The organism is Nitrococcus mobilis Nb-231 (assembly GCF_000153205.1).
GTDB classification, from domain to species: Bacteria; Pseudomonadota; Gammaproteobacteria; order Nitrococcales; family Nitrococcaceae; genus Nitrococcus; species Nitrococcus mobilis.
This window is the reverse complement of the sequence record NZ_CH672427.1, coordinates 3,093,757-3,115,590: the sequence shown is the minus strand read 5'-3', so window position 1 is coordinate 3,115,590 and position 21,834 is coordinate 3,093,757. Positions and strand designations below refer to the sequence as shown.

General features: G+C 62.3%; 22 protein-coding genes and 1 pseudogene. 7 read left to right on the top strand and 16 right to left on the bottom strand.

Features of this window, described 5'->3' with window-relative positions; all coding sequences use genetic code 11:
* Positions 1–66 precede the first annotated feature (66 nt).
* Entirely contained in the window at positions 67–1,512 is a 1,446-nt protein-coding gene (locus tag NB231_RS14140; RefSeq protein WP_005004142.1) for an alginate export family protein, read from the bottom strand.
* Between the two features lie 454 nt (positions 1,513–1,966).
* Positions 1,967–2,185, bottom strand: a complete 219-nt coding sequence (locus NB231_RS14135) for a dodecin family protein (RefSeq protein WP_005004139.1) — start codon at positions 2,183–2,185, stop codon at positions 1,967–1,969.
* Between the two features lie 228 nt (positions 2,186–2,413).
* Here NB231_RS14135 and NB231_RS14130 point away from each other — a divergent pair, with 228 nt between their 5' ends.
* Positions 2,414–3,577, top strand: a complete 1,164-nt coding sequence (locus NB231_RS14130; RefSeq protein ID WP_005004138.1) for a hypothetical protein — start codon at positions 2,414–2,416, stop codon at positions 3,575–3,577.
* Here the strand turns inward: NB231_RS14130 and NB231_RS14125 are convergent.
* The 3 genes from NB231_RS14125 to NB231_RS14115 are packed head-to-tail and all read right to left on the bottom strand — an operon-like array spanning position 3,574 to position 7,829.
* Positions 3,574–4,863 carry a glycosyltransferase gene (locus tag NB231_RS14125; protein ID WP_005004136.1) on the bottom strand — a complete coding sequence of 430 codons (1,290 nt, stop codon included), beginning with the start codon at positions 4,861–4,863 and terminating at the stop codon, positions 3,574–3,576. The genes NB231_RS14130 and NB231_RS14125 overlap by 4 nt on opposite strands.
* Positions 4,860–7,214, bottom strand: coding sequence for a glycoside hydrolase family 15 protein (locus tag NB231_RS14120; RefSeq protein WP_005004134.1), 2,355 nt, complete (start codon positions 7,212–7,214; stop codon positions 4,860–4,862). Before NB231_RS14120 ends, NB231_RS14125 begins: the two co-directional genes overlap by 4 nt.
* 18 nt (positions 7,215–7,232) lie before the next feature.
* Complete coding sequence (locus NB231_RS14115) at positions 7,233–7,829, bottom strand: nitroreductase family protein (RefSeq protein ID WP_005004133.1); 597 nt, start codon at positions 7,827–7,829, stop codon at positions 7,233–7,235.
* Between the two features lie 325 nt (positions 7,830–8,154).
* Here NB231_RS14115 and folX point away from each other — a divergent pair, with 325 nt between their 5' ends.
* Positions 8,155–8,571, top strand: coding sequence for a dihydroneopterin triphosphate 2'-epimerase (folX, locus tag NB231_RS14110; protein ID WP_232210482.1), 417 nt, complete (start codon positions 8,155–8,157; stop codon positions 8,569–8,571).
* A gap of 9 nt (positions 8,572–8,580) precedes the next feature.
* On the opposite strand, the gene NB231_RS17095 is transcribed toward folX, so the two are convergent.
* From NB231_RS17095 to NB231_RS14090, 4 genes are all read right to left on the bottom strand, one after another.
* On the bottom strand, positions 8,581–9,042 hold the full coding sequence (locus NB231_RS17095) for a DUF5658 family protein (protein WP_005004129.1): 462 nt from the start codon (positions 9,040–9,042) through the stop codon (positions 8,581–8,583).
* 56 nt (positions 9,043–9,098) lie between these two features.
* The gene (locus NB231_RS14100) at positions 9,099–10,046 is read right to left on the bottom strand and encodes an electron transfer flavoprotein subunit alpha/FixB family protein (protein ID WP_005004128.1); all 948 of its coding nucleotides are present in this window, start codon (positions 10,044–10,046) and stop codon (positions 9,099–9,101) included.
* 1 nt (position 10,047) lies between these two features.
* Positions 10,048–10,797 carry an electron transfer flavoprotein subunit beta/FixA family protein gene (locus NB231_RS14095; RefSeq protein WP_005004127.1) on the bottom strand — a complete coding sequence of 250 codons (750 nt, stop codon included), beginning with the start codon at positions 10,795–10,797 and terminating at the stop codon, positions 10,048–10,050.
* A 246-nt stretch (positions 10,798–11,043) separates the two neighbouring features.
* Positions 11,044–11,763 carry an SDR family NAD(P)-dependent oxidoreductase gene (locus tag NB231_RS14090; protein WP_005004125.1) on the bottom strand — a complete coding sequence of 240 codons (720 nt, stop codon included), beginning with the start codon at positions 11,761–11,763 and terminating at the stop codon, positions 11,044–11,046.
* 199 nt (positions 11,764–11,962) lie between these two features.
* On the opposite strand from NB231_RS14090, the gene NB231_RS14085 reads away from it, so the two are divergent.
* The 5 genes from NB231_RS14085 to NB231_RS19830 all read left to right on the top strand — a co-directional run bounded on the left by NB231_RS14085 (position 11,963) and on the right by NB231_RS19830 (position 15,048).
* On the top strand, positions 11,963–13,465 hold the full coding sequence (locus tag NB231_RS14085) for a CoA-acylating methylmalonate-semialdehyde dehydrogenase (protein WP_005004123.1): 1,503 nt from the start codon (positions 11,963–11,965) through the stop codon (positions 13,463–13,465).
* A 171-nt stretch (positions 13,466–13,636) separates the two neighbouring features.
* Entirely contained in the window at positions 13,637–13,903 is a 267-nt protein-coding gene (locus NB231_RS19845; RefSeq protein ID WP_005004121.1) for an acyl-CoA dehydrogenase family protein, read from the top strand.
* A gap of 7 nt (positions 13,904–13,910) precedes the next feature.
* Entirely contained in the window at positions 13,911–14,267 is a 357-nt protein-coding gene (locus NB231_RS19840; protein WP_005004118.1) for an acyl-CoA dehydrogenase family protein, read from the top strand.
* A gap of 58 nt (positions 14,268–14,325) precedes the next feature.
* Positions 14,326–14,787, top strand: a complete 462-nt coding sequence (locus tag NB231_RS19835) for an acyl-CoA dehydrogenase family protein (RefSeq protein WP_005004114.1) — start codon at positions 14,326–14,328, stop codon at positions 14,785–14,787.
* A 15-nt stretch (positions 14,788–14,802) separates the two neighbouring features.
* On the top strand, positions 14,803–15,048 hold the full coding sequence (locus NB231_RS19830) for a hypothetical protein (protein ID WP_040662468.1): 246 nt from the start codon (positions 14,803–14,805) through the stop codon (positions 15,046–15,048).
* Here NB231_RS19830 and NB231_RS14070 read toward each other — a convergent pair.
* The 7 genes and pseudogenes from NB231_RS14070 to NB231_RS14040 all read right to left on the bottom strand — a co-directional run bounded on the left by NB231_RS14070 (position 15,042) and on the right by NB231_RS14040 (position 21,828).
* A complete protein-coding gene (locus NB231_RS14070; RefSeq protein ID WP_005004111.1) occupies positions 15,042–15,764 on the bottom strand; it encodes a rhodanese-like domain-containing protein in 723 nt (240 codons plus the stop codon). The genes NB231_RS19830 and NB231_RS14070 overlap by 7 nt on opposite strands.
* On the bottom strand, positions 15,761–16,957 hold the full coding sequence (locus NB231_RS14065; protein ID WP_005004109.1) for a hypothetical protein: 1,197 nt from the start codon (positions 16,955–16,957) through the stop codon (positions 15,761–15,763). Before NB231_RS14065 ends, NB231_RS14070 begins: the two co-directional genes overlap by 4 nt.
* 518 nt (positions 16,958–17,475) lie before the next feature.
* A pseudogene (locus NB231_RS19825) lies at positions 17,476–17,699 on the bottom strand (transposase); the annotation flags it as partial.
* A gap of 92 nt (positions 17,700–17,791) precedes the next feature.
* Complete coding sequence (gene dctP / locus NB231_RS14055) at positions 17,792–18,799, bottom strand: TRAP transporter substrate-binding protein DctP (RefSeq protein ID WP_232210539.1); 1,008 nt, start codon at positions 18,797–18,799, stop codon at positions 17,792–17,794.
* Positions 18,800–18,879: 80 nt separating this feature from the next.
* Entirely contained in the window at positions 18,880–20,172 is a 1,293-nt protein-coding gene (locus tag NB231_RS14050; RefSeq protein ID WP_005004103.1) for a TRAP transporter large permease, read from the bottom strand.
* Between the two features lie 2 nt (positions 20,173–20,174).
* On the bottom strand, positions 20,175–20,729 hold the full coding sequence (locus NB231_RS14045; RefSeq protein ID WP_005004102.1) for a TRAP transporter small permease: 555 nt from the start codon (positions 20,727–20,729) through the stop codon (positions 20,175–20,177).
* 514 nt (positions 20,730–21,243) lie between these two features.
* Entirely contained in the window at positions 21,244–21,828 is a 585-nt protein-coding gene (locus tag NB231_RS14040) for an exopolysaccharide biosynthesis protein (protein WP_005004095.1), read from the bottom strand.
* Positions 21,829–21,834 lie beyond the last annotated feature (6 nt).

Here is a 21,834-nt window from a genome sequence, read left to right as displayed (position 1 = left end):
TTTGCGAGGGACGCGTCCTAGGGCAAAAGCCCCCAGGACGCGTTTCCAATGGCTGTATTGAGCGCCTTAAAACTTGAACAGGCCTTGAACCCACCACTTTTGAGTGTCTTGGGTTATATTGCTGGCGAGCTGAGTCGCGGGCGTATTATCCCCATCCGCCCAGTAGTTGGCGTATTTCAGGAGAATCGAGAGCTGCGGGGTAACCTGCTTGACGGCCTGGATATCAAACTCCCGCCCATAGTGGATGCTGCCCTGGTCGGAGTTGAAGTCGTGGTAACGCGCCAACAACTTGATGTTCCCCAGAACCTGCCGCCAGGTATCCGGCAGGGAAGCAACCGCCCCCGTGGTATCCAAACCCGCCTGGATCCAGACATCCTGCAGGCCTTGGGCCGGTGTCGTCAGGAACTGATCGGCCCAACCGTTATGCCCATGCAGGGTAGCGAACGGGGTTTGCAGGGCGTACCTGCCATTACCGCTGAGGAGCTCGTAGGCCCCGGAGAGGTGGACGCCAAACCACTCGAACCCGAGCTGGCCAAAGATATAATCCGCATCGATGACGCCGGCGCCGTTAGCATAATCACTCTGGTGCGCGTACTCGCCCGTGTAGACCAGCGTGAGGGCCTGCGGGCCGCGCTGCCGAGCGAACGGGAACTTGCCGTTCAAGCGCACGCCGAAGGTCTTGTTGGAGGCCCGGCTGGAGGATTGCCCAACGAGCGCGCTACCCACCGGTACGGATCTCCCTACCGGCGCGCCATTGTTATAATCAAAGAGAAGAGCGTAGCCGATCAAATGCGCCGGCACGGCGGGAATCCAATGCCCGACGTCCAGATCGAGGTTGACGAGGTGGGTGTTCATTCGCCAGTCGGCTCGATTGCCGCTGCGCTCGGTGAAGATCTGGTTGACGTTGTAGATATACGCGTAGTTGAAGTTAACCCCGAAGCGCTTCGAGTCGTAATTTAACCGCGCACCATCGTACATTTGGAACTTCTGCCGCCACACCACGTTACCGATCCAGCGGTGGTTCTGGAAGATAATCTGCTGGCGCCCGTACCTGATATTGGTCCCCGTTAGGTAATTATTGGGATCCGCCCCATAGGCGCCGGGCGGCACCTGATAGCTCGCATAGACCTGGCTGACCTCGGTGGTTTCCGGGTCGGCCACCACCGCTCGGTCGGTCTTGCCGTTGACCGTGCTGTTATAGGCCTCGCCGCCGAAAGCGCTGACATCGACCGCCGAGGCGTAGGCCCCGAAGCCGTAGAAACGCCCAGTCTCGTAGCCCAAGACGCTGCGCAACGTGAACGCATTGGCATCTTTGACTTTGCCTCCACCGGGTGCAAGCGCATCGTCATCCACATGCTCGAACCGCGTACGCAGCGTGAGATCGACCTTACCGCCCATGACGGCATCGATCAATTCCTGCCCGATATTCTGCGCCTGGGCGCTGCCCGAGAGCAGCGCGGCCGCACCGAGTGCCCCAAGCGCACCCGTGGTTAACCGCTTGAACTTGGCCATTCGTTATTCCCTCCCTTACGCCCGCCCCCGGCAGCGAACGTTATTGCAGCTGCTTGAACCCGTACCCCTTGCCCACAAACTGTAGCGTAAAAACAACAGAAACTGCTCCAAGACTAGCAGTCTTGGATGAAATATTGACTTCTGTCGTAAAGATACAACCAAAGCATCGGCCATGCAACATGAAATATTGTTTATATTTTATTGTATATCCTTAATATTTGATTTGTTGTGACTGCGCAACGCAGGTATCCGCCATTTCGCCGGGCAACACGGTTGCGGCCCGAGCACGCCTCGCAGGCGGTGGCTCTTCAAGCGGCCAGGCCGTCCTACCCGCACCCGGAGACGGTGTCGCAACCGCCGCGCTTTCGGCTGTGCGGCGGCAAGTATCATGCGGATTGGAGCACCGAACGTTGGCCCGGCCGACCGGATAGGACCGGGCCAACCGCGTCGCTACTCAGCCCCCTGGGACGTATTTGAAGGACAGGCTCATCTTCGCGCGATAGCTCATCACCCGGCCGTCCGCACCGACCGTCATGTCCAGCTCCTTTACCTCGGCGATGCGCATGTGCTTGAGCGATTGGGCCGCGGTCTCAACCGCATTGCGGGCGGCCTCTTCCCAGGAATTCTCGCTGGTCCCGATGACCTCGACCACTTTATAAGCGCTGCTCGACATAGCGTATGGCCTCCTTTCACAATGATTAACGGAATGTCTCCGAGCGTTGACGAGCGCCGACTGCGCGGCCGTGCTCGCCTGCAATTTAAAGTGTAGTCAGCGAGATTCGGTTCGGTTCGCCACGCGTCGGGGGCTCGGCCGATGCCGAGCGTGATCACGCTGAGGGCTGGGCAGAATATCTAGCTACAGGCTTTGAATTTCCTGCCAAGCGACCGTGGGGTCCGGTACATGCGCTATCGAGCCAAAACAGGAAAACCGATCGCCCGAATCGCGCAGGCATTGCTGGCGCTCATATTGATCATGGCGCCGCCTAGCCTGGGCCGACTGGCACTCGGCGAGCCCATAGCAGCGTATTGGATGTTCCCCTTCGAAACACCCCGGCTGGCCCACGCCGAGTTCTCTTGGCCGATCTTCTGGACTTATGCCGGCACCACCATGCTCGTGCTGGTACCGTTTCTATTCCGGCTCGCGACCGGTGCACCCTCCGGCTATCGAGCCCGGCAAAAGCTCGCTTTCCCCTGGTGGGGTTGGTTCGGCGCGGCGCTGCTGTTCGCCGCCTGGGCGCTCGCCTGGGGAGGAATTCCGACGGCCCCGTTCATTCGCCGCCATTCCTTCAGCGGCCTTTGGCTCGGCTACATCATCACGGTCAACGCATTGACCAAGCAACGGGCCGGGCGCTGCCTGCTCAGCGACGCACCGTGGCGCTTGCTCATGCTGTTTCCAGCCAGTACCGCATTTTGGTGGGTATTCGAATACCTCAACCAATTCGTCGGCAACTGGCATTATCACCAAGTGAGCGAAGCGGCGCCGACGACTGGCGCCGTTCTATCGAGCAGCCTGCCCTTCTCCACCGTGCTGCCCGCTGTGGTCAGCACGCGGGATCTGCTGGCCACGTTTGCCGGCCTGAGCCGAGGGCTCGATCGCTGGTGGCGACCACCGCGGCCGCCGCGCTCCTGGGCGGTGGTGGCACTGGTAGCGGCGGTGACCGTGCTGGGGTTGCTGGGCGTCTATCCGGACGGGCTCTACTGGGCGGTCTGGCTCACTCCGCTCGTCGTGATTACCGCGCTGCAAGCCCTTGCCGGCGAGCGCTCCTTGCTCACGCCGCTGGCTCAGGGCGACTGGGCGGTGCTCTGGCTAGCCGCACTGGCCGGGCTGATCTGCGGCTTTTTCTGGGAGCTTTGGAACTGGCACAGTCTGGCGCGTTGGAGCTATAGCATTGCTTATGTGGAGCGCTTTCACCTGTTCGCCATGCCACTGCTCGGCTACGGTGGCTACCTGCCGTTCGGCCTGACCTGTATCGCCGCCGCCCGCTTGTTAACCGGCCTAGACGTGACCCCCTTCGCGGTCAAACCCCACCCGTGTGTATCGGGGAAGTCGCCACCGGCGGCTTAGAGCGCATCCTCTCGGTGCTCGTCGCGACCCGCTGCCGCCGCACCGGCCGCCTGGGCAACGCCCTTGAGCAGCTCCCACTCGGCTTTAATGCGCCGGATGTTGGCATACCAAGGTTCACGGGCTGCGGGACTGCGCGCCGCCTGATTCGCCTCCAGCACACGATAGGCCCGCAAAGCGGCATCCACAGACCGCTCCAGGGAATAGCGCCGGGCGGTATTCGCAACCGCTTCGGTCCAGGCCATGCGCTGTTGCCGATCCAAGGCCATGACATTACACAACGCCGCGGCGAAGGCCGCCTCATCGACCGTCGGCAGTAAATAGCCATTGTACGCGTCCGTCACGACTTCTCGAACACCGGGGGCGTCCACGGCAACCACCGGCAGGGCGGCGGCCATGGCCTCGGCGAGAACCATCCCCTGAGTTTCGCTGAGCGAGGCGAAGGCGAACACATCCATGGCGTGATAGGCATCGGCGAGTTCAGGCAGGCTCAATACACCGGGCAAGTACAGACGATCCGCCAATCCGGCCGCGTCGAACACGCGCCGCATCTCATTTGCCGAGGGACCGGCACCGACCACCAAAAAATGGACGTCGCGCCGGCCGCCCATCGCCCGCGCCACGGCCCGTGCCAAGAAAACCAGATTTTTCTCGGGCGCGAGACGCCCAACATGGCCGATGACGAATGCCTCCTGGGGAATACCAAGGCGGCGTCGCCAGTCCGCACCGTCGCCGCGGCTGAACTGCTCGAGCACGACCCCGGTAGGCAGGGCTTCCACTGGCACGCGCACACCGCGGCGTTTGAGCACCTCGGCGATGCTCTCGCTGGGCGCGAACACCCGATCGCAGAGATTGGCGTAGCTGGTGGAGAGTTCGATCACGAAGCGCCGCAAAGCGGGTGAGTCACCGGGAACGTAATGCGTGTACTGCTCGTACATGGTGTGATGGGTGAACACGACTGGGCAGCCGTGCAGCGAGGCGGCGCGCAGCGCCGTCGTTCCGAGTAAAAATGGATGGTGGCTGTGGACGATCTCCGGGCGAAACCGATCCAGAACCGAATCCAGATAGCCCGGGATAGGCAACATCACCGAGAAATCACTGCCGTTGAAGTTTTGGATCGCCGGTAGGCGAACAACGTCGTCTTCCTCCTCAGGCGTATCCGGGAAAACCGGGGCAACGACCAGCACCCGATGTCCCCGCTTGCGATAGGCGCGTGTGAAAGCGTCCACCGAGCGGGCCACACCACCCACATGCGGCAGGTAAGTGTTGGTCATCATCACGATGTTCATGCAGTGGACCTCCAGTGCAGGTACACCTTGGCGTCCTCCGCCGCCGCCACTACCGCATCTCCCTCCAGAGGAGCCACGACGATCGCTTCAGGGCGCCGACGCCATTGCGCTTCCCAGCACACGGGAATGCCCCGCCCCTTCTCCATCGGACCCACGCTCACCCGCACAGTTCCGAACCGGGTCGGCGCCGGCCCGAAGGCAAGCCGCTCACCCGAGTCCAACCAACGCCGTGGCAGTCCACCCGCCAACACGAGCCGCTCACCCTCTTCGCGGACAAAACCGTTACGAATCATCATTACCCATTCTGCCGCGGCCCAGACGTGCTGGCCATCACCCATACACCCCCCCAAAGTTCGGGGATGAATCGCCTCGGGCCACTGACCGGTGCTGCTGGCTAACGCGGCGACCGTATCGAGCAGGGATACACAGCGCGCATCGCCCGCTCGCAACAACACCTGTGCAATGTGCAGCGTCAGATACGCATTGATTCCGGAATGCACCATGTCCTGGAAAAAGCCACCATTTACCATGCACTTATCCAATAGGTACTCCACGGTGCCAAGCAAACGGCGATCATCCATCGGGCAACTCTGCAATGGGTAGCCCACCGCGAGCGACCCCACGGCTCCGGGGTCCAAGCGCCGGTAGGGCGAGGCCGGCATGGCGGGACGGCCAAGCCGCTGCTCATCGCGCTGCAGACACCTTGCAATGGCCCGCTCCAATGCCTCGGCCTCCGAGCTAAAACGCGCGGCGTCGGCCGGCTCTGCGGAGCCCTCACACAGGGTCGCTGCGGCCCTGAGACCGGCCACGGCCCAGAAATCATCCCAATAGTAATAATCGTTCGGGCCTAAGTGCTCCGCACTGAACCCCGCCGGCAACAAACCGTCGTGGGGCTCGCCGCGCCCCTCCGGCAGGCGTTTACGGGCAATCCAGCGCGCGCCTTTGCGCACGCAACGCAGCCAAGGCTCCGAGAGCGCGCGGCCGGTCAGGTCGCGATAGCGCAGCAGGCTCCACAGCGCCTGCCCATTTGAATCCCATTCTCCCTCTTGACTGTGGAAATAGCCGGTCGCCGGATTTTGCCGCTGCGGGAAGCGCGCTAGCGCACGTTCGGCGCGCGTGGTCAGCCCCGCCGCCAGCAAGGCGTTAATGATGAAGACGGCGTCGCGAAACCAGAATCTCTTGTAGGTATAAGGGCCAGGATAGACGTCGTTTACCGTATGCAGTACCAGCGTGCGCAGCGCCGCCTCGTAGAGGAACCTATGCCCTGTCTCCGGAATCTCCAACCGCGCGCAGCCCGCCAGGACATCCGGCCATAACTGCACCGTATCGATCTCCTGGGCGCGCTCTGCCAGGGGTACGCTGATCTCGACCCGGCGTGGCGCACCGGCCGGCAAGGCAAACAACGCCGCCGCACTCGCTAAACCCACGTCGCAATCCGCGCTGGCCGTATCCGTTTGCTCGGCCAGCCGAGTGGCGACATCGCCGTGCCGGTAAGCCGAGGCGCTGTGCCGCTCGATCGGCTCACCGAACTGAACGACGGGCCGCCCCTCGACCAACCACTCGCGGCGTGCTTCGCTCAACGCCACTTGGTGGATGAAGCTGATGCCCTCCGGGTTGTATGGGCGCAGAGCCACCGCCAGGAAACCGCCCGCGGCGGCATACCCGGTATAATGGGCCTGCAGGGTTGGGGTACCGTCCCGATGCGCCACCTTCAACTCGCCGAGCAGGCGCACACCGTGGCGGCGGCTGTCCGTGATCACCGCAAGCCCGTCGCTCAAGTCCAAGCGCTGGTTGGATGATTCCACTCGGCTGGGGTAAAGCACTGCGCCGTCACCGCCGAGCACCCAGGCATCCAGTGACCAACCGTCAAGAAAAGGGGTCACCAACCCCCGCGGGTCGACGATGGGCAGATCCGGACAACTCGGTATCCCAAGGGCGGTCCAGTTGCGGTGTGTGAGGTTGACGTGCGTGATGGAAAAAGCCCGGGGCAAAAACGCCGCATCGCCAGGATCGAACTGGCGCTCGATCCAATACGGCCAGATCCAATCCAAATTGTGTTGGATTACCCTGGCGTTGATCAAACCACGGGCGTGGAATACGACGCCCGCCCGCAGCAATTCTATCGGTTCGTGGACTTCCGAGGGTTGGGCAAAGCGCTGCAAACGCGCCAATAGGGCAACCGGATCCAGAAAACCATGGGCACGGGCCGCACGCCGCAGCAAGAATTTCCATGGCAACCAGTTCCAGCGCACATAACCCCCCGCCGCCTGCGGCCACCTGGCTTGCGCTGCCCGCTCATCCGCGGCAGCCTCGTTGGTACCGGCGTAGAAGATGTGGAAAGGAGTTCGCATAGCGCTTCCCTCCGCATCTTACGGCAGCTCGACCAGACTGTGCTCCAGAGGCCGGCGGCGCGATTGCGGCGCCTCGGCCGGATAACCGTACCACACCAATCCGACCACGGTCTCGAGCGCGGGATCGATCCAGAGCAGATCGTAGAAGCGGTGCTCGCGCGTTACCGCTCCTGTGGTCCATTTCGCGCCGATACCTTCGCTCCAGAGATAAAGTGCCAAATTATGGATAGCACAGGCGCATGCCGCATAGTCCTCCCGCGCCCGCAACGCATCCGCGCTCTGATCGCAGGTTACCACCAACCAACCGGGGATGGCGGCCCAGCGCCGACGTTTGGCCTCACCGGCCGCAGGCCCATTGGCGGTCGCGGTCAACTCGGCGTTGAGCTCGACCACGGCCTGCTTGGTCTCGGGGCCCAGGAGATAAAAATGCCACGGCTCGGTCAGGTGATGGTTCGGTGCCCAGCGGGCCAGATCCAGGGCCCGCCGAACGACCTCTCGCGGCGGCGCCTGGGGCTGAAAACGGTTGATGGAGCGCCGCTCGCTTATCGCACGCGCCACCGCGTGCGCTACAGCGCCTTGCGCATCGCCAACGCTTGCCACCGGCTCAACGCTCATATGGCCTCCCTTGAAAAATGAGAACAGGCATTAATGCAAACACGCTTAACTGCGGGGCTGGCGGCCCTGGGAACCATCATAACAAAGCCGACGCTTACCGCTGATTAGGGAAAACCGCCGCACAGCTCAACAGCCAAAGCTGACAGCCAACCCCGAGCGGCGCTATGCTAACTGGCCGGCCGCTCGGGTAGTGTGCCTCGCCCTATACCGGGCGGGAGCTATTCGAGCCGCGAACCGCCATGCGGCGACATGAACCCACACGCTCGGTACGGGGAGCACACGGCTGCGCCGAGGCGGCCCGCAGTCGCAATACGGTGAGGTAGCATTGAGTGAGGTAGCATTGAGTGAGGTAGCATTGAGTATGGTGCGGCGCGACATCACGTTCGACCACTCACAAATCCATATCAAAAATCTACGGCTGCGCACCTACATCGGCCTGAACACCGATGAGCAGACGAAGTTGCAAGATGTCGTCATTAGCATCCGGGTCGACTACGACGGTCGTGCCGCGGCAAGCGAGGACGCGGTTGAACATGCGTTGAACTACCGGGTAATCACCAAGCAGGTCATCGCCTTGGTGGAGAACAACCGATTCCTGTTACTGGAGAAACTGGTCTTCGATGTTCTAAGCTTGGTGCTGAGCTTCGATGGAGTTAAACACGCGGCGGTCGAGGTGGACAAGCCCCACGCACTGCGGTTTGCTGACTCGGTGTCGCTGACCATGGCCGCCTCGCGATCTTGAACGGTCCACTCATGTGATCAATTGGATCAATCCCAGCTCATAGAACAACAAAACCGCATAGCCGATCGCGAGGCAAATCAGCACCTGCTGCACGCGCAACCACCGATACAGAATGAAGCGATGGTGCATGGCAAGCAATAACAAACAGCTACCGGTGAGCGCCACTTTCAGCAGAACGAACGGCCGCACACCGAGCAACAGCGCCGCAGCCATCAAAGGGTTGGCTTCAATAGCGCCATTGTCGAGCAAATACAAGGTCAGCAGCGCATCCAGCACGCAACCGCCCATGATCATAACCACATTAACCGCTACCCCGGAGTCGTAGACATCGGTGTAGCAGCTGCGGTCGTGGCCACCGGCACGCCGCGGACCCTGGCGGCGACCACCGAGCCAGAAATGGCGGCTGCCCCATATGGGCCGACGGCGTCGCTCACCGTCGCGTCGTTCGGTTGGCAGAGATACATCGAACATTATGTGACTTTAATAACAAAATGCAGCGCGGCGCAAGCATTCGAGCAGCCATACCATCACTTGGCCAACACCCGCTTCAGCTCCGCCCCAAGCTCGGGCAATGCCTGGAATAGATCAGCCACCAGCGCATAATCGGCTACTTGGAAAATCGGCGCGGCCTCGTCCTTGTTAATCGCGACCACCACCTTAGCGTCCTTCATTCCCGCCAAGTGTTGGATGGCCCCGGAGATGCCCACTGCAATGTAGAGCTTGGGTGCGACAATCTTGCCGGTTTGCCCCACCTGATAGTCGTTGGGGACATAGCCGGCATCCACGGCTGCCCGCGAGGCCCCGATGGCCGCCCCCAACCGATCGGCAATCTCCTCAAGCAGCCGGAAACCCTCCGCACTGCCCATACCACGCCCCCCCGCGACGACGATCTCGGCGGCCGTCAGCTCGGGGCGCTCGGATTGGGTCAACTGCTCGGCAAGGACTTCCGCAAGATCACTGTGCGGCTTGGCCTCCAGCGCCTCGATCGGTACCGCCGTAGCGCCGCTTGGCGCCGCATCGAATGCCGTCGCGCGTACACTCACCACCTTGATCGGGTCCGTCGACTGCACCGTAGCCACGGCGTTGCCGGCGTAGATCGGTCGCACGAAACGGTCCGGGCCCTCGATCCGGATGAGGTCCGAGATCATTGCCACATCCAAAATCGCAGCCACCCGGGGCAAGAAATTCTTGCCGAAAGTGCTGGCCGGAGCCAGCACATAGGTAAAATCGGCCGCGAGATCCACGACCAATGCCGCCAGATCCTCGGCTGTCGGTCGGGCGTAGTGGGCGGCTTCACTATGCCGCACCAGACTCACACCCTGCACCCGCGCGGCTGCTTCAGCCACGGCGCGACAGCCATGCCCGGCGACGAGCACCTGCACCGCATCATCAAGCCGGACCGCTGCCGTGATAGCCGACAAGGTCGCGCCGGCCAATGTGGCGTTGTCGTGCTCGGCTATGACCAGCACGCCCATCTCAAAGTACCTTCGCTTCGTTGTGCAGCTTGTCCACCAATTCGGCGACGCTGGAAACTTTCACACCGCTGCGCCGCGGCGGTGGCTCACTCACCTGCAGCGTCTTGAGCCGCGCTGCGACTTCGACGCCGAGTTCCTGCACGGTCATGCTCTGTAATGGTTTTTGTTTCGCTTTCATGATGTTCGGCAGCTTGATGTAACGTGGCTCGTTGAGTCGCAGGTCTGCGGTCACCACGGCCGGCAGCTTCAAGCGCACGGTTTGATTGCCGCCGTCGATTTCCCGGGTAACCGTCACCGAGTCTTCGGCGAGCGCTACGCCACAGGCGAAAGTTCCTTGTCCCCAGCCAAGCAAAGCCGCCAGCATCTGCCCAGTTTGATTGCAGTCATCGTCAATGGCTTGCTTACCCATGATTACCAGTTCGGGGGCTTCCTGCCCCACCACGGCCTTGAGCACCTTAGCCACATCCAGAGGCTGCAGTTCCGACTCCGTGGTCACCAGCAGCGCGCGGTCGGCTCCCATCGCGAGCGCGGTGCGCAGAGTCTCCCGACAGGCCGGTGCGCCGATAGAAACGGCGACGATCGCCTCGACCCGGCCCGCCTCCTTAAGGCGGATGGCCTCCTCCACGGCGAGCTCGTCGAACGGGTTCATCGACATTTTCACGTTCGCCGTCTCAACGCCACTGCCGTCCGCCTTGACCCGAACCCTGACGTTGTAGTCGATCACACGCTTGACCGGCACCAGAATCTTCATGAGGATTCCCCATTGTGCTGCGGGCTTACACGCTCGGCACTTACCCTGATCCTGCGCTCGGCAGGCGCAACTGCCGCTTAAGCGCGGCCGACTGCCAACGCGCCACTGCCACTTCCCCACAAATTAAGTTTACGTAAACGTTAGATCACTCGCACTCTCGCACGCAATGCCCGCCCTTGCGCTGCCGTACAGGCGAACGCTACTTCGGCGGCATGCGCAGACTCGTCGAGGCGGATGGTCTCACCATCAACATCGTATCTCGATGACATGCTGAACCAGTGCCGCAAACTCACTCGGGTGCCCGAGCCGAGCGGGGAACGGCGTCTGCTCGCCCAGTGTCGTGCGCACCTGCTCCGGCAAACTCGCCATCATAGGCGTTGCAAAAACACCGGGCGCGATGGTCACCACGCGAATGCCGTAGGCGGCGAGCTCGCGGGCAAGCGGCAAGGTCATCCCTACGATGCCCGCCTTGGAAGCCGAATAAGCCGCCTGCCCGATCTGGCCGTCGTAAGCCGCCACCGACGCCGTGTTGACGATGACGCCACGCTCGCCGTCAGCGCCGGCCGGCCCCTGTGCCATAAGCTTTGCCGCGAGACGAATCGCGTTGAAGGTCCCCACCAGATTGACCTGAACCGTCCGGGCGAAGGACTCGAGCGGATGCGGCTCACCTTCCCGGTTCACGACCTTGCACCCGAGCACCGTGCCCGCACAGTTGATAAGCCCGTGCAAGGCGCCGAAGGCCTCTACGGCGGTTGTCACGGCTTGCTGCATCGCCTGCGCATGGGCCACGTCCGCCGTAACGAAACGCGCCTGTTCACCGAGCTCCGCGACCAGCGACTGCCCCGCTGGGGCATCGAGATCTACGATCACCACTCGAGCGCCATGCACCGCCAAGTGCCGGACCGTAGCCTGACCCAACCCAGAGCCGCCGCCGGTAACCAAGAACACACTGCCCGCAACTTGCATCCGCCGACTCCCCACCTACCGTTTTCCACGCCATCACCCGGCCGCCGGCCCTCGATCAGCGCGAGACCAAGCCAAATTGACGTTCAGGTAAACCTCATTAGACTGAATTATAGGAAGGTTCATGCGCAGTGCAGCCACTACTCGGTCGACTCGCACGGCCCACCGCGCAAGAATATCGCTAAGCTCAGGAGTGAGCTCCATGGCAAAGAAGGTCCCGCTTTTCATCGACGGCCAGTTCGTGGACAGTGAAACTCACGAGTGGATCGATGTCACCAATCCCGCTACCAACACGGTCATCGCCGAGTGCCCGGTCACGCCGGACGCGGAAATCGAACGCGCGATCGCCTCCGCCAAAGCCGCCCAGAAGCACTGGCGAGAAATCGCCGTACCCGAGCGGGCGCGCTACCTGATGCGCTATCAGGAACTGCTCAAGGCGCACCAAGAAGCGATCGCCCAGACACTGGCCGAGGAGACCGGCAAAACCTTTACCGACGCCAAAGGTGAAGTATGGCGCGGAATCGAGGTCGTGGAACACGCCATGGGCCTGCCCACTCATCTCATGGGGGAGACGTTGGCGAATGTCGCCGCCAACATAGATACCACCAGCTGGCGGCAACCGTTGGGCGTGTGCGCGGGGATCACACCGTTCAATTTCCCGGCCATGATTCCGCTGTGGATGTTTCCATTGGCGATCGGCTGCGGCAACGCTTTCGTGCTCAAACCCTCCGAACAAGACCCACTCACCCCGATGTGCCTGGCCGAGCTGTTCGCGCAGGCCGAGTTCCCGGCGGGGCTGCTGCAGATCGTTCACGGCCGCAAGGCGCAAGTGGATGCCTTGCTCAAGCATCCGGATATTCGCGCGGTTTCCTTCGTCGGCTCACCTGCAGCGGGGCAGCACATCTACCGCACCGCTACGGCGCAGTTCAAGCGCGTCCAGTGCATGGTCGGCGCGAAAAACCACATGGTGGTCATGCCCGACGCCGATAAACAGCAAGTGATCGACCACTTGGCGGGTGCCGCCTGCGGTGCCGCCGGGCAGCGCTGCATGGCCATCTCGGTGGCCGTATTGGTCGGCAAGCAAACGCGAAGTTGGGTCGACGAGCTGCACGCGGCAATGGCCAAGCTCCGGCCGGGCCCAGCGACGGACCCGGCAGCCGCCTATGGACCGCTCATTAGCCGCCGAGCCCTGACACGGGTCGAGCGGATCATAGGTGAAGCGGCGCGGGAAGGGGCCAAGATACTACTCGACGGTCGTGGCTGCAGTGTTGCCGGCTTCCCCGAGGGCAACTGGTTGGGCCCCACGCTGATCGATGAGGTCACGCCCGCGATGAGCTGCTACCGGGAAGAGATCTTCGGCCCCGTGTTGGCGGTGATGCACGTCGCCGATCTCGACCAAGCCATCGAGCGAGTCAATAGCAATCCCTACGGTAACGGCACCTCCATTTTCACCGCTTCCGGAGCGGCCGCCCGCAAGTACCGGCAAGCGATCGAAGTCGGCCAGATCGGGGTCAATCTGCCGATCCCGGTACCTTTGCCGTTTTTTGCCTTCACCGGCAGCAAGGGCTCCTTCTATGGGGATCTGCATGCCTATGGCAAGGATGCGGTTCGCTTCTATACCGAGACCAAGACCGTAATCGAACGCTGGTTTGAAACGGGCACCGCGGCGGGGAGCCGCCCCAATATGACAATCAACCTACGCTGAGTGGCGCCGGCGTAGCGCTGTCCGACCACCTCGACTGAGTGGACCGAATTCCGGTTGCGCTCGGCGAGGCGTCGTCGGCCTACCGGGGAAGCCCGCCCTGGCGATGATCAATAGGCGCTGCGGGCCTGGGCTCAAGGCTGCCCAGGCGCCTTCACTGCGAGGATTGGAGGCATGGATTTCGCACCGACCGAAGACCAAATCGCCTTTCAGGATGCCGCGCGCGATTTTGCCCATCACGAGCTGGCCCCCAATGCGGCGCGCTGGGACGCGGAGTGCGTGTTCCCTAAGGAGACCATCGCACTGGCCGGCGAGTTGGGATTCTGCGCCGTCTACACGCCCCAAGAGATGGGTGGATTGGGGCTCTCCCGGCTGGATGCCAGCTTCATCTTCGAGGAGCTGGCGGCGGGCTGCACCTCCACCGCAGCCTTAAACATCTAATAGTGGAATGCCGACCTGGATGATTGCCGCCTGGGGCAGCGATGCCCTCAAGGCGGCCTGGGGCGAAGGACTGAGCCGCGCCCGCAAGCTCGCGAGCTACTGCCTCACCGAGCCGAGCGCCGGCTCCGATGCCGCCTCCCTGCAGACCACGGCGCGCCGTAGCGCGCAGCATTACCGAATCAACGGCACCAAGGTGTTCAGCTCCGGGGCGGGCGCCACCGAGCTCCTGGTAGTCATGGATCTGCAGACGCGCAGGGCGCGACCCGCTTCGACGCAATGCGTCGTTGCTAAGACAATGGTGACAGAATTCTTATCGTCTTTGTTGTCAGTTTCAGCCACCGACACGCTCCATCACCTTCGATGAGGTACGGGTTCCCGCCGATCACCGCCTGGGCGCGGAAGGCGAGGGTTTTAAGATCGCCATGCAGGGGCTCGACGGCGGCCGCGTCAACATCGCCACCTGCTCAATCGGTACCGCGCAGACGGCACTCGAAGCCGCCCGCGGCTATCTGCAGCAACGCCGCCAGTTCGGTCGGGCACTGGCCGAATTCCAGGGCCTGCAATTCAAGCTCGCCGACATGGCCACCGAGCTGGTGGCCGCACGGCAATTGGTACGCCTCGCCGCATGGAAGCTGGATCGCCGGGACCCGAACGCCACCACCTACTGCGCCATGGCCAAGCGCTTGGCCACCGACGTGGGCTTTCGGGTCTGCAATGACGCGCTGCAGCTCTACGGCGGCTATGGCTACATTCGCGAGTACCCACTCGAGCGCTATGTCCGCGACACCCGCGTGCATCAGATCCTGGAGGGAACCAACGAGATCATGCGGGTGATCATAGGTCGGCGCATTCTCATGGAGGGCGCCACGGAGGAAATCCGCTGAACGCGCCCGGCGGCGATGATCGAACAATCTGGGTACGGACGGCGCATGGGATTGAGCTGCCGGGCTGTAGGTCAACCGCGCCCGCGAACCCCAGGGCGGTGTATCGATCAGCTCCGCGGTATCGTCTCGGGCGAATACGACATCGGTAACAGCTATTATTTCACCTGCACCATGCGGCCGGACGTTCAGAGCTGGCGCCCCGGAGGACACAGCCAAGATCGGCGCGAACCGGGAGAGCTGGGAGCCCCGTCCGCTTACTGATAGCCCGGCTGCGGTACGGGCTGGGTCGGCTGGCCGCTCTGCCGCCAGGATTCGATACCGCCGCGGTACCACAGAACGTTTGTATACCCCAGATTAATGGCGCGCAGTGCGGCGTTATACGACATCCAGCATTGCGGCGACAGGCAGTAGAGCACCAATGGGTATTCCTTGTTGCCGCCGGTTGCGCCTTGCAGGAACTGGCCGAACTGCTGCTGGACCTGGTCGTTGAAGGAGCCGGCCTGATGGGCGGGCACTGCAAACTGCGCGCCCGGTATCATGTCCTGGCCGCCGAGAACATCCAGCACCAGCACCGGCATCTGCCGGCCGCGCAGGAGTTCAACCAAACCCTTGGTGGTGATCAATTGTCCGCCCGGGATGGAGGCCGGCGTCGGCCCGTGCATGGGACCCGCATGAAGCCGTGCCGTCGGCGGAACGCCGAAATCCCGGCGTTCCATCGCCGCGAGCTGATCCAGCGGGCCGCGGCCGCCCTGTTGTTGCGGCTCCATGGCGTTCGGCTGGCCGAAGCCTTGCTGCCCCTGCTGCGGGTAGCCTTGCCGCGAATTGTTCTGCTGGGGCGCCTGATAGCCCTGCTTTTGTTGATTTTGCTGCTGGGGTTGCGGCGCCTGGCCGAAGCTGTTCTGCGCCTGGGCAGCGGCCGTCAAGCCTACAACTGTCCAAAAAAGGACGGCGGCCCATATCATCACGGCACGGATCATGGCGTCGGCTCCAGCTTGGTCGCGTCCTGGCCGAACACGGCGTACGGATTGAAGGATGGATCGTCGGTCAACACATAGGTGCCGTCATTGAGCCGGTAGGCGCTGTCATACTGACTCGAAAGCTGGATCTGGCCGGTCGGACTCATCGGGTCGTCATAGGTCTCCACATCGCGGATCGTTTCACTGAACTCACGCGCGGAGCGGTCCTGCACCTTTTGCCGATACTCCCACGAATCCTGCTGCATCTGCCGGATCTCGTCGTAGGTTTGCGCGGTGATCTTCGCGCGTTTGCGCGCCTCGGTGATGTTGGTCTGCGCGATCTTATTGTTGTGCGCATTGATCCGCTTCTCCCACTCCGGCGCGAGCTTGATGGAAGTGCGGATCGTTTCGGCCAGCTTGAAGTCGAGCTGGCCGTCCGGGGCGCGAAAGGCAAAGCCCGGCAGTGCCTGAGCCGTCAGCGCATCCATGGTCTCGCCGGGACGGGCGCCCTGCATGCGGCTGGAAAAGAAGATCACGACGGCCGCCGCGCTCTCGCGCAGTTCGCGTCCCCTTTCGTTGTAGCCGATCAGGACCTCGCCCGCCTCGACCCAGGTACGCATCTCGCCCATAGGCATTGCGTCGACCCGTTCGAGCTGTTTGAAGCTCTGCTGAATGTCCGGCCGCGGCCGGAAATCCAGAATGCGCGCGCCGGGCCGGCTCTGCCGCACCAAATGCTGCAGATATTGCTGGACGCTGGTGATCTGCAGGGTCGGACATCCCGTGCCGGACACTCCGGCGGAGAAGTTTGTCCATGTCCACGACATGCCGGGGAAGACGTTGGCCACCATGGCGCCGTCGGGCGAGGTGGCGCGCCAGTCGAATGTGTAGCCGTTACCGCACATGCCGCCGGTCTGCCAGACTACGCCGCCATTTGCCTGCCAGCCCACCGGAATCATGGCGGTCGCCGCGACCATAGGCTGCTTGAACCCGTTGGGGTCGATCATCTTGGCGAGCTGCATGCGATACACGCCGGGCGGAAGCTGCGCCACCTGCCGCTGTTGCACTGGCGGCTGCTGTGCTTGCCCGGACATGGCTTGATTCTGGACCATCTGCGCCGGCGGTTGCCCGGCTCCGCCCCACGTGGCCGCGGCGAAATTCGCCTCCGCCGCACCTTCGACCGTAGCCGCCCGGTCACCAGAGTCGCTGCAGCCCATGGCCCCGAGAGCAGCACCCAAAACTGCCGCCCCGATGAGATGCCTTGTATTCACGGATTTCCCCCCTGCAGTGAGAGCCGAAGTTCTAGATCGCTCCGGCAGCAACCGAAACCTCATGGTGGGCTCGGGATGCATGCAAGGTCACACCGATACACCGCGCTCCAGACCGCTCAAGATGGGCGTTTCGCCTGTGTCCCGCCGCGCCGCACACCTGCGGCAAATGAATGCAGCCAAGGACTCGCTCCGAGCGTATAAGCAGTATAAACCACCTTTTTGGTGGCTCGCTGCGGGTAGCCTCGTCTGATCGGCGTCGACACCTGCCGTCGGCAGTCGCTCCGATTCGCCAATCCCCTCTGGAAGGTGCCATCGGGCACGAATCCACCCCAGCGACAGGACCGCCGACAACCGCTTTCCGCGCTCGCCCAGAACCTGCCTCGGACTTGACCCGGGGTCATCGAGGCACGAGATTCCGCTTGTGTCGGCGCCTCCGGATCCGCGCTCCTGGCACGCTAACCGCCCCTGCCCCACTTGGCCGGCGTCACCCGTACGCGGTACTTGTTGTTTGGCGCGAGTACACCGAGGAACGGGTGAGGTTCACCCGCAATTTCGGCACCAAGGCCGCCCGCCGCGCGATGAAAGCCAACGGCTCAAAGATGACGTGGGCCGTGCCGTCGCGCTATGGCGCCTTCAGTTGGTATCGTAGGTTGCCGTTCAGTGTGAGCGACAGGCGCTTTCCCGCAATCACCGGCCGGCAAGTGGCGAAAACGATCCGTCTTGCCCAGATGACCGCCCCAAAACGAAAACAAGCCCCAATTGGGATTGCTGAATGACCTTCTAGTTTCGAGCGGCGCAGTCCGTAACGGCTGCGCGCAAGGTCCGAAGAAGCTGCTGGCCACGTTCGCCCGCCAGTTCGATGAATTTTTTACGCATGGGGGCCGCCGCTTCGCGGAAGCGAGCACGTTGGGCCTCGTCCAGCCGGACGACATTCATCTCGGGCTTGCGCTCCTCGATGCTTTCGAGGCGCTTTCGATTGAAGCGCTGCTGAATCGTTTCGATCTCGCCTTGAAGCTGATTAATGACGTGTTCAACCAATTCACGCCGGGAAGGCGACAGCCTCTCAAAGAACTTGGGGCTACCGGCAACAGTCGCGATGAAGTAGGCATGGTTGGGGAAGATCAACCAATCGGTGACTTCGTAGAAGCTCATCTCCTCGATCGCGAACACGGGATTGACCTGCCCGTCGATCATCCGCAGCTGCAGCGCACTATAGACCTCCGAGTAGGGTAGCGGCGTGGGCGAAGCGCCGTAGGCTTCGTAGGCAGCGATCAAAAGAGGCGACGTCATCACGCGGAACTTCATCCCATCGAAATCGTCCGGCGTGCGCACGGCCTCGCGTGTCGTCCAAGCCATAGCGCCCTCGGAGATGGCACTGAGAAAATGCAAGCCCTTCTCCAAGTAGAGCTTGTCCAGAAAAGCGCGGACCTCGGGCTTTTGCAATGCACAAATGTTGACCGCCTCATCGTCGCTCATCAGAAAGTGGAGCAAAAAGACCTGCACTTCGGGGATGAACTTGCCGAGGTGACCAGGCGACGACATGGCGAAATCAAGGGTCCCATTGTGAAGCTGTTCCAGGATGTGATCGCTCGTGCCGAGAGTCCCGTAAGGGTAGACGACTACGTCGACCTCTCCGTCGGTGCGCTCCTCGATGAGCTGCTCGAAACGCTTCGCGTAGGTGTCCTGCACGCTGCCCTGCGTCTCCTCGATGGCGAAGCGCCAGATCTCCTGAGCCCCTTCTGCCTGCGGCTTGCTGCATCCAAAAAAAGAGCTAGCCAAGAGCAGCACGACCAAAAACACGGCGCACTTTGTTTTGGAAATCGGCGGCCAACCTGTGATCCGTCGAAACACCGGTTCAGCCGCAAGGTTCATTTGGAAAACGCCAAATCGCGTAGCAAGAGCGCGACGTCCGGAAAGGCGATGAGGAGTACGGAGGCGGCCACCAGGATCAGAATGAAGGGAGGCGTGCCACGCACGATTTCCAGGTAGGGTCGTTGAAAAATCGCGATTGCCGTGAAGATGTCGCATCCGAAGGGCGGCGTGGCCGAACCGATAGCAACCTGCAGCGTGACCACCGTGCCGACCAGAACAGGGTCGATTCCCGCGCCGACCGCCACCGGGTGAAAGAGGGGCGTCAGGATCAGGATCACGACAATGGGATCCACGAACATGCAACCGAGAAAGAACGCGACGGCGATCGAGGCCATGATGGTCGCGTAGCCCGACTCAGGGCCGAGACCCAAGGTCTCATTGATGAGTTGATCAGGGAGTTGCGCGTAGGAAATGGCCCACGAGAAGGCTGCCCCCGCGGCGACAAGCACAAACACCACCGATGTCACCAAACCCGTCGATAGCGCGATGCGGGGTAGGTCTCTCAGCTTGAGCTCCCGGTACACGCCCACCTCCAGAATCGCAGCGTACAGCACGCAGACGGCGGCTGCTTCCGTGGGACTGAACACACCCGCGTAGATGCCGCCGATGATGATGATCGGAAAGCCCAGGGGCAGAAGCGCGCGCCGGAGCGCAATGAAACGCTCGCTCCAGGTAGCGCGCGGCAAAGGCGCGATACCCAGACGTACGGAGGCGAACACGCTGTAGGCGCAGAATAAGGCAAGAATGAGCAACCCTGGCCCGATACCTGCTATGAACAACTCCCCGATCGAAGTTCCCGAGACCACGCCGTACACGATCATACCGATGCTGGGGGGGATAAGAAGCGCGATGTCGCTCGCATTGATGATGAGGGCCGTGGTGAAGCTGTCCGAATAGCCCGCTTTGAGCATCTTGGGTCGCAAAGGTCCGCCGATGGCTACGACCGTGGCCTGGGTGGAACCGCTCAATGCGCCGAACAGGGTGCAACTCACGGCGCTTGCCACGGGCAAGCCACCGCGTACGTGTCCGACCAAGCGCATCACTAGGTCGAGCAGCCGATCAGCCGCTTGGCCGCGGGTCATGATTTCGGCGGCGAAGATGAACATCGGCACGGCAATGAGAGCCGCTGGTTCCACGCCTCCGATCATCTGCTGAACCAGCGTGGCCGGATCGCCACCGGGGAAGAAGAGCAGGACCACAGCTAGTGCCGCCGCGGTGAGTGGCACCTTCATTGGAAAACCCAAAAAGAGCAGGACAAGCAGGATGCCCAGAATGACAAGCGCGATCATAATCAGATGCCTTTCGGGGGGCTGTCGTCGTACTCGTCGAGTTTTTCGAACGAGAGATAGACTTCGGACGTAGACAGGTTCTTAAGGAAGGCTAAGAGGTACTGCACACCACCGAGGAAGAATCCGAATGGTGCAGAAAGGTAAACGAGATAACGGGGCACCTGTAACACCGGCGAAACTGCGCCTAACTCTCGCACCGTCCCGAGAGTGTACCGCAGCGCCAACCAAGTGAGAGCAAACAACAAGAGGCTCGTGCTCGCCGTGATAAGCAACATGAGTACCTTACGCGCGCGCAAAGGCATGGCGTCGTATAGGGCCGTCATTCGAATGTGGCGGCCCTTGCTCGTTGCATACCCGATGCCCACGAAAGTGACGAAAACGATGAGAAACCGGCTCACTTCTTCGGCGAAAAGCAAGCTCGTCCCCAAGGTCGTGCGGACCAAAACGTTAGCTATCGTCAGCAGCGCGATCCCCAGGATTCCCGTCGCCAGGCAGAGCTCTTCCAGCCGCGTCACCGCTCGAAACATTGGGCCAGCCCAGCGCTCGATCCAGCGCATGAGCTACTGATTCCCTCGAAAAGTCCCAAGGTACATCGCCTCGCGCACCGTGCAGAAGGCAGTGACGGCTGCCACGCGGAGGACACGGGGACAACGAGGGCTCAAGCGGCTCCCGCAGCGGAACCTCGGAAGACAAATGAATGATTGCCTCATTGCCCCATCCCCTGGTTGCACCATCCGGCGTCCTTGCCGCCGATCGACAGCTGGACGGTTGCGGGCCACATCGCACATTGATAGAGCGCGGCACGGTGGCCAGCGCTCTGTTTTCCCTCGAGTGCCCCTGTGACCGCGCACAGCAGTATAAACCACCTTTTCGGTGGCTCGCCGCGGGTAGCCTCGCCTGGTCGGTGTCGACACCTGCGGTCGGCAGTCGCTCCGATTCGCCAATCCCCTCTCGAGGGTGCCATAGGGCACGAATCCACTCCGGCGACAAGGGGGACCGGGAGGCGTTTTGCTGCCGTCTGCACTTTTTCGCCCCTCGTGACGCGGACGAGGACGCTTCATCGCTAATCATTCAGGCGAAACCGTAGAGAATGGTTGCGAACGTCGCGGCCGTAAAAAAGTAGGCGAACAACGCCAGCAAGCCGTCGTTGGCAATCAGGGCAAGACCGAAGGCGGCGATGGCGAGGCCGGCCACGCCGGCGCTGAACGGCACGAGCTCCATGAGCGGCATGGCGGCGGCAATGAGGACGCACGTGAGCGCGATGGCGTAGGTTCCGATGCCTTGGGTGAACATCCTGAGGCGAGGGCGCAGCAACCGATCGACGGACCGTGCCGGCCGACGCAGCCACCGCAGTGCCTTTTGGATCTTGCCTCGTGCCACGGAACGCTCGATCAGCCAGCGCGGCAGCCAGAAATAGCGCCTGCGAAAGAGCAATTGCCCGGCGGTCAACAGCACGAATAGCCCCATCGCGATCGGCACGCCCGGGATGCCACCGATGACCGGCACCGCGCTGATAAGCCCGGCGAGCAGCAAGATCGGCCCAAAGGACCTGCGCCCCACCGTCTCCATGATCTCGCGCAACGAGACTTGACCGCCACTGTCTGCGGCCTCGTCAATGCGCTCGAGCAGCTGCTCCAGATTATTGACTTCTTGCATTGTAGT

What these genes read in the sequence shown, in the direction of transcription:
- NB231_RS14140 (WP_005004142.1), bottom strand. Translation starts at nt 1,512, where the DNA reads ATGGCCAAGTTCAAGCGGTTAACCACGGGTGCGCTTGGGGCACTCGGT.
- NB231_RS14135 (WP_005004139.1), bottom strand. Translation starts at nt 2,185, where the DNA reads ATGTCGAGCAGCGCTTATAAAGTGGTCGAGGTCATCGGGACCAGCGAG.
- NB231_RS14130 (WP_005004138.1), top strand. Translation starts at nt 2,414, where the DNA reads ATGCGCTATCGAGCCAAAACAGGAAAACCGATCGCCCGAATCGCGCAG.
- NB231_RS14125 (WP_005004136.1), bottom strand. Translation starts at nt 4,863, where the DNA reads ATGAACATCGTGATGATGACCAACACTTACCTGCCGCATGTGGGTGGT.
- NB231_RS14120 (WP_005004134.1), bottom strand. Translation starts at nt 7,214, where the DNA reads ATGCGAACTCCTTTCCACATCTTCTACGCCGGTACCAACGAGGCTGCC.
- NB231_RS14115 (WP_005004133.1), bottom strand. Translation starts at nt 7,829, where the DNA reads ATGAGCGTTGAGCCGGTGGCAAGCGTTGGCGATGCGCAAGGCGCTGTA.
- NB231_RS17095 (WP_005004129.1), bottom strand. Translation starts at nt 9,042, where the DNA reads ATGTTCGATGTATCTCTGCCAACCGAACGACGCGACGGTGAGCGACGC.
- NB231_RS14100 (WP_005004128.1), bottom strand. Translation starts at nt 10,046, where the DNA reads ATGGGCGTGCTGGTCATAGCCGAGCACGACAACGCCACATTGGCCGGC.
- NB231_RS14095 (WP_005004127.1), bottom strand. Translation starts at nt 10,797, where the DNA reads ATGAAGATTCTGGTGCCGGTCAAGCGTGTGATCGACTACAACGTCAGG.
- NB231_RS14090 (WP_005004125.1), bottom strand. Translation starts at nt 11,763, where the DNA reads ATGCAAGTTGCGGGCAGTGTGTTCTTGGTTACCGGCGGCGGCTCTGGG.
- NB231_RS14085 (WP_005004123.1), top strand. Translation starts at nt 11,963, where the DNA reads ATGGCAAAGAAGGTCCCGCTTTTCATCGACGGCCAGTTCGTGGACAGT.
- NB231_RS19845 (WP_005004121.1), top strand. Translation starts at nt 13,637, where the DNA reads ATGGATTTCGCACCGACCGAAGACCAAATCGCCTTTCAGGATGCCGCG.
- NB231_RS19840 (WP_005004118.1), top strand. Translation starts at nt 13,911, where the DNA reads ATGCCGACCTGGATGATTGCCGCCTGGGGCAGCGATGCCCTCAAGGCG.
- NB231_RS19835 (WP_005004114.1), top strand. Translation starts at nt 14,326, where the DNA reads ATGCAGGGGCTCGACGGCGGCCGCGTCAACATCGCCACCTGCTCAATC.
- NB231_RS19830 (WP_040662468.1), top strand. Translation starts at nt 14,803, where the DNA reads ATGATCGAACAATCTGGGTACGGACGGCGCATGGGATTGAGCTGCCGG.
- NB231_RS14070 (WP_005004111.1), bottom strand. Translation starts at nt 15,764, where the DNA reads ATGATCCGTGCCGTGATGATATGGGCCGCCGTCCTTTTTTGGACAGTT.
- NB231_RS14065 (WP_005004109.1), bottom strand. Translation starts at nt 16,957, where the DNA reads ATGGGCTGCAGCGACTCTGGTGACCGGGCGGCTACGGTCGAAGGTGCG.
- NB231_RS14050 (WP_005004103.1), bottom strand. Translation starts at nt 20,172, where the DNA reads ATGATCGCGCTTGTCATTCTGGGCATCCTGCTTGTCCTGCTCTTTTTG.
- NB231_RS14045 (WP_005004102.1), bottom strand. Translation starts at nt 20,729, where the DNA reads ATGCGCTGGATCGAGCGCTGGGCTGGCCCAATGTTTCGAGCGGTGACG.
- NB231_RS14040 (WP_005004095.1), bottom strand. Translation starts at nt 21,828, where the DNA reads ATGCAAGAAGTCAATAATCTGGAGCAGCTGCTCGAGCGCATTGACGAG.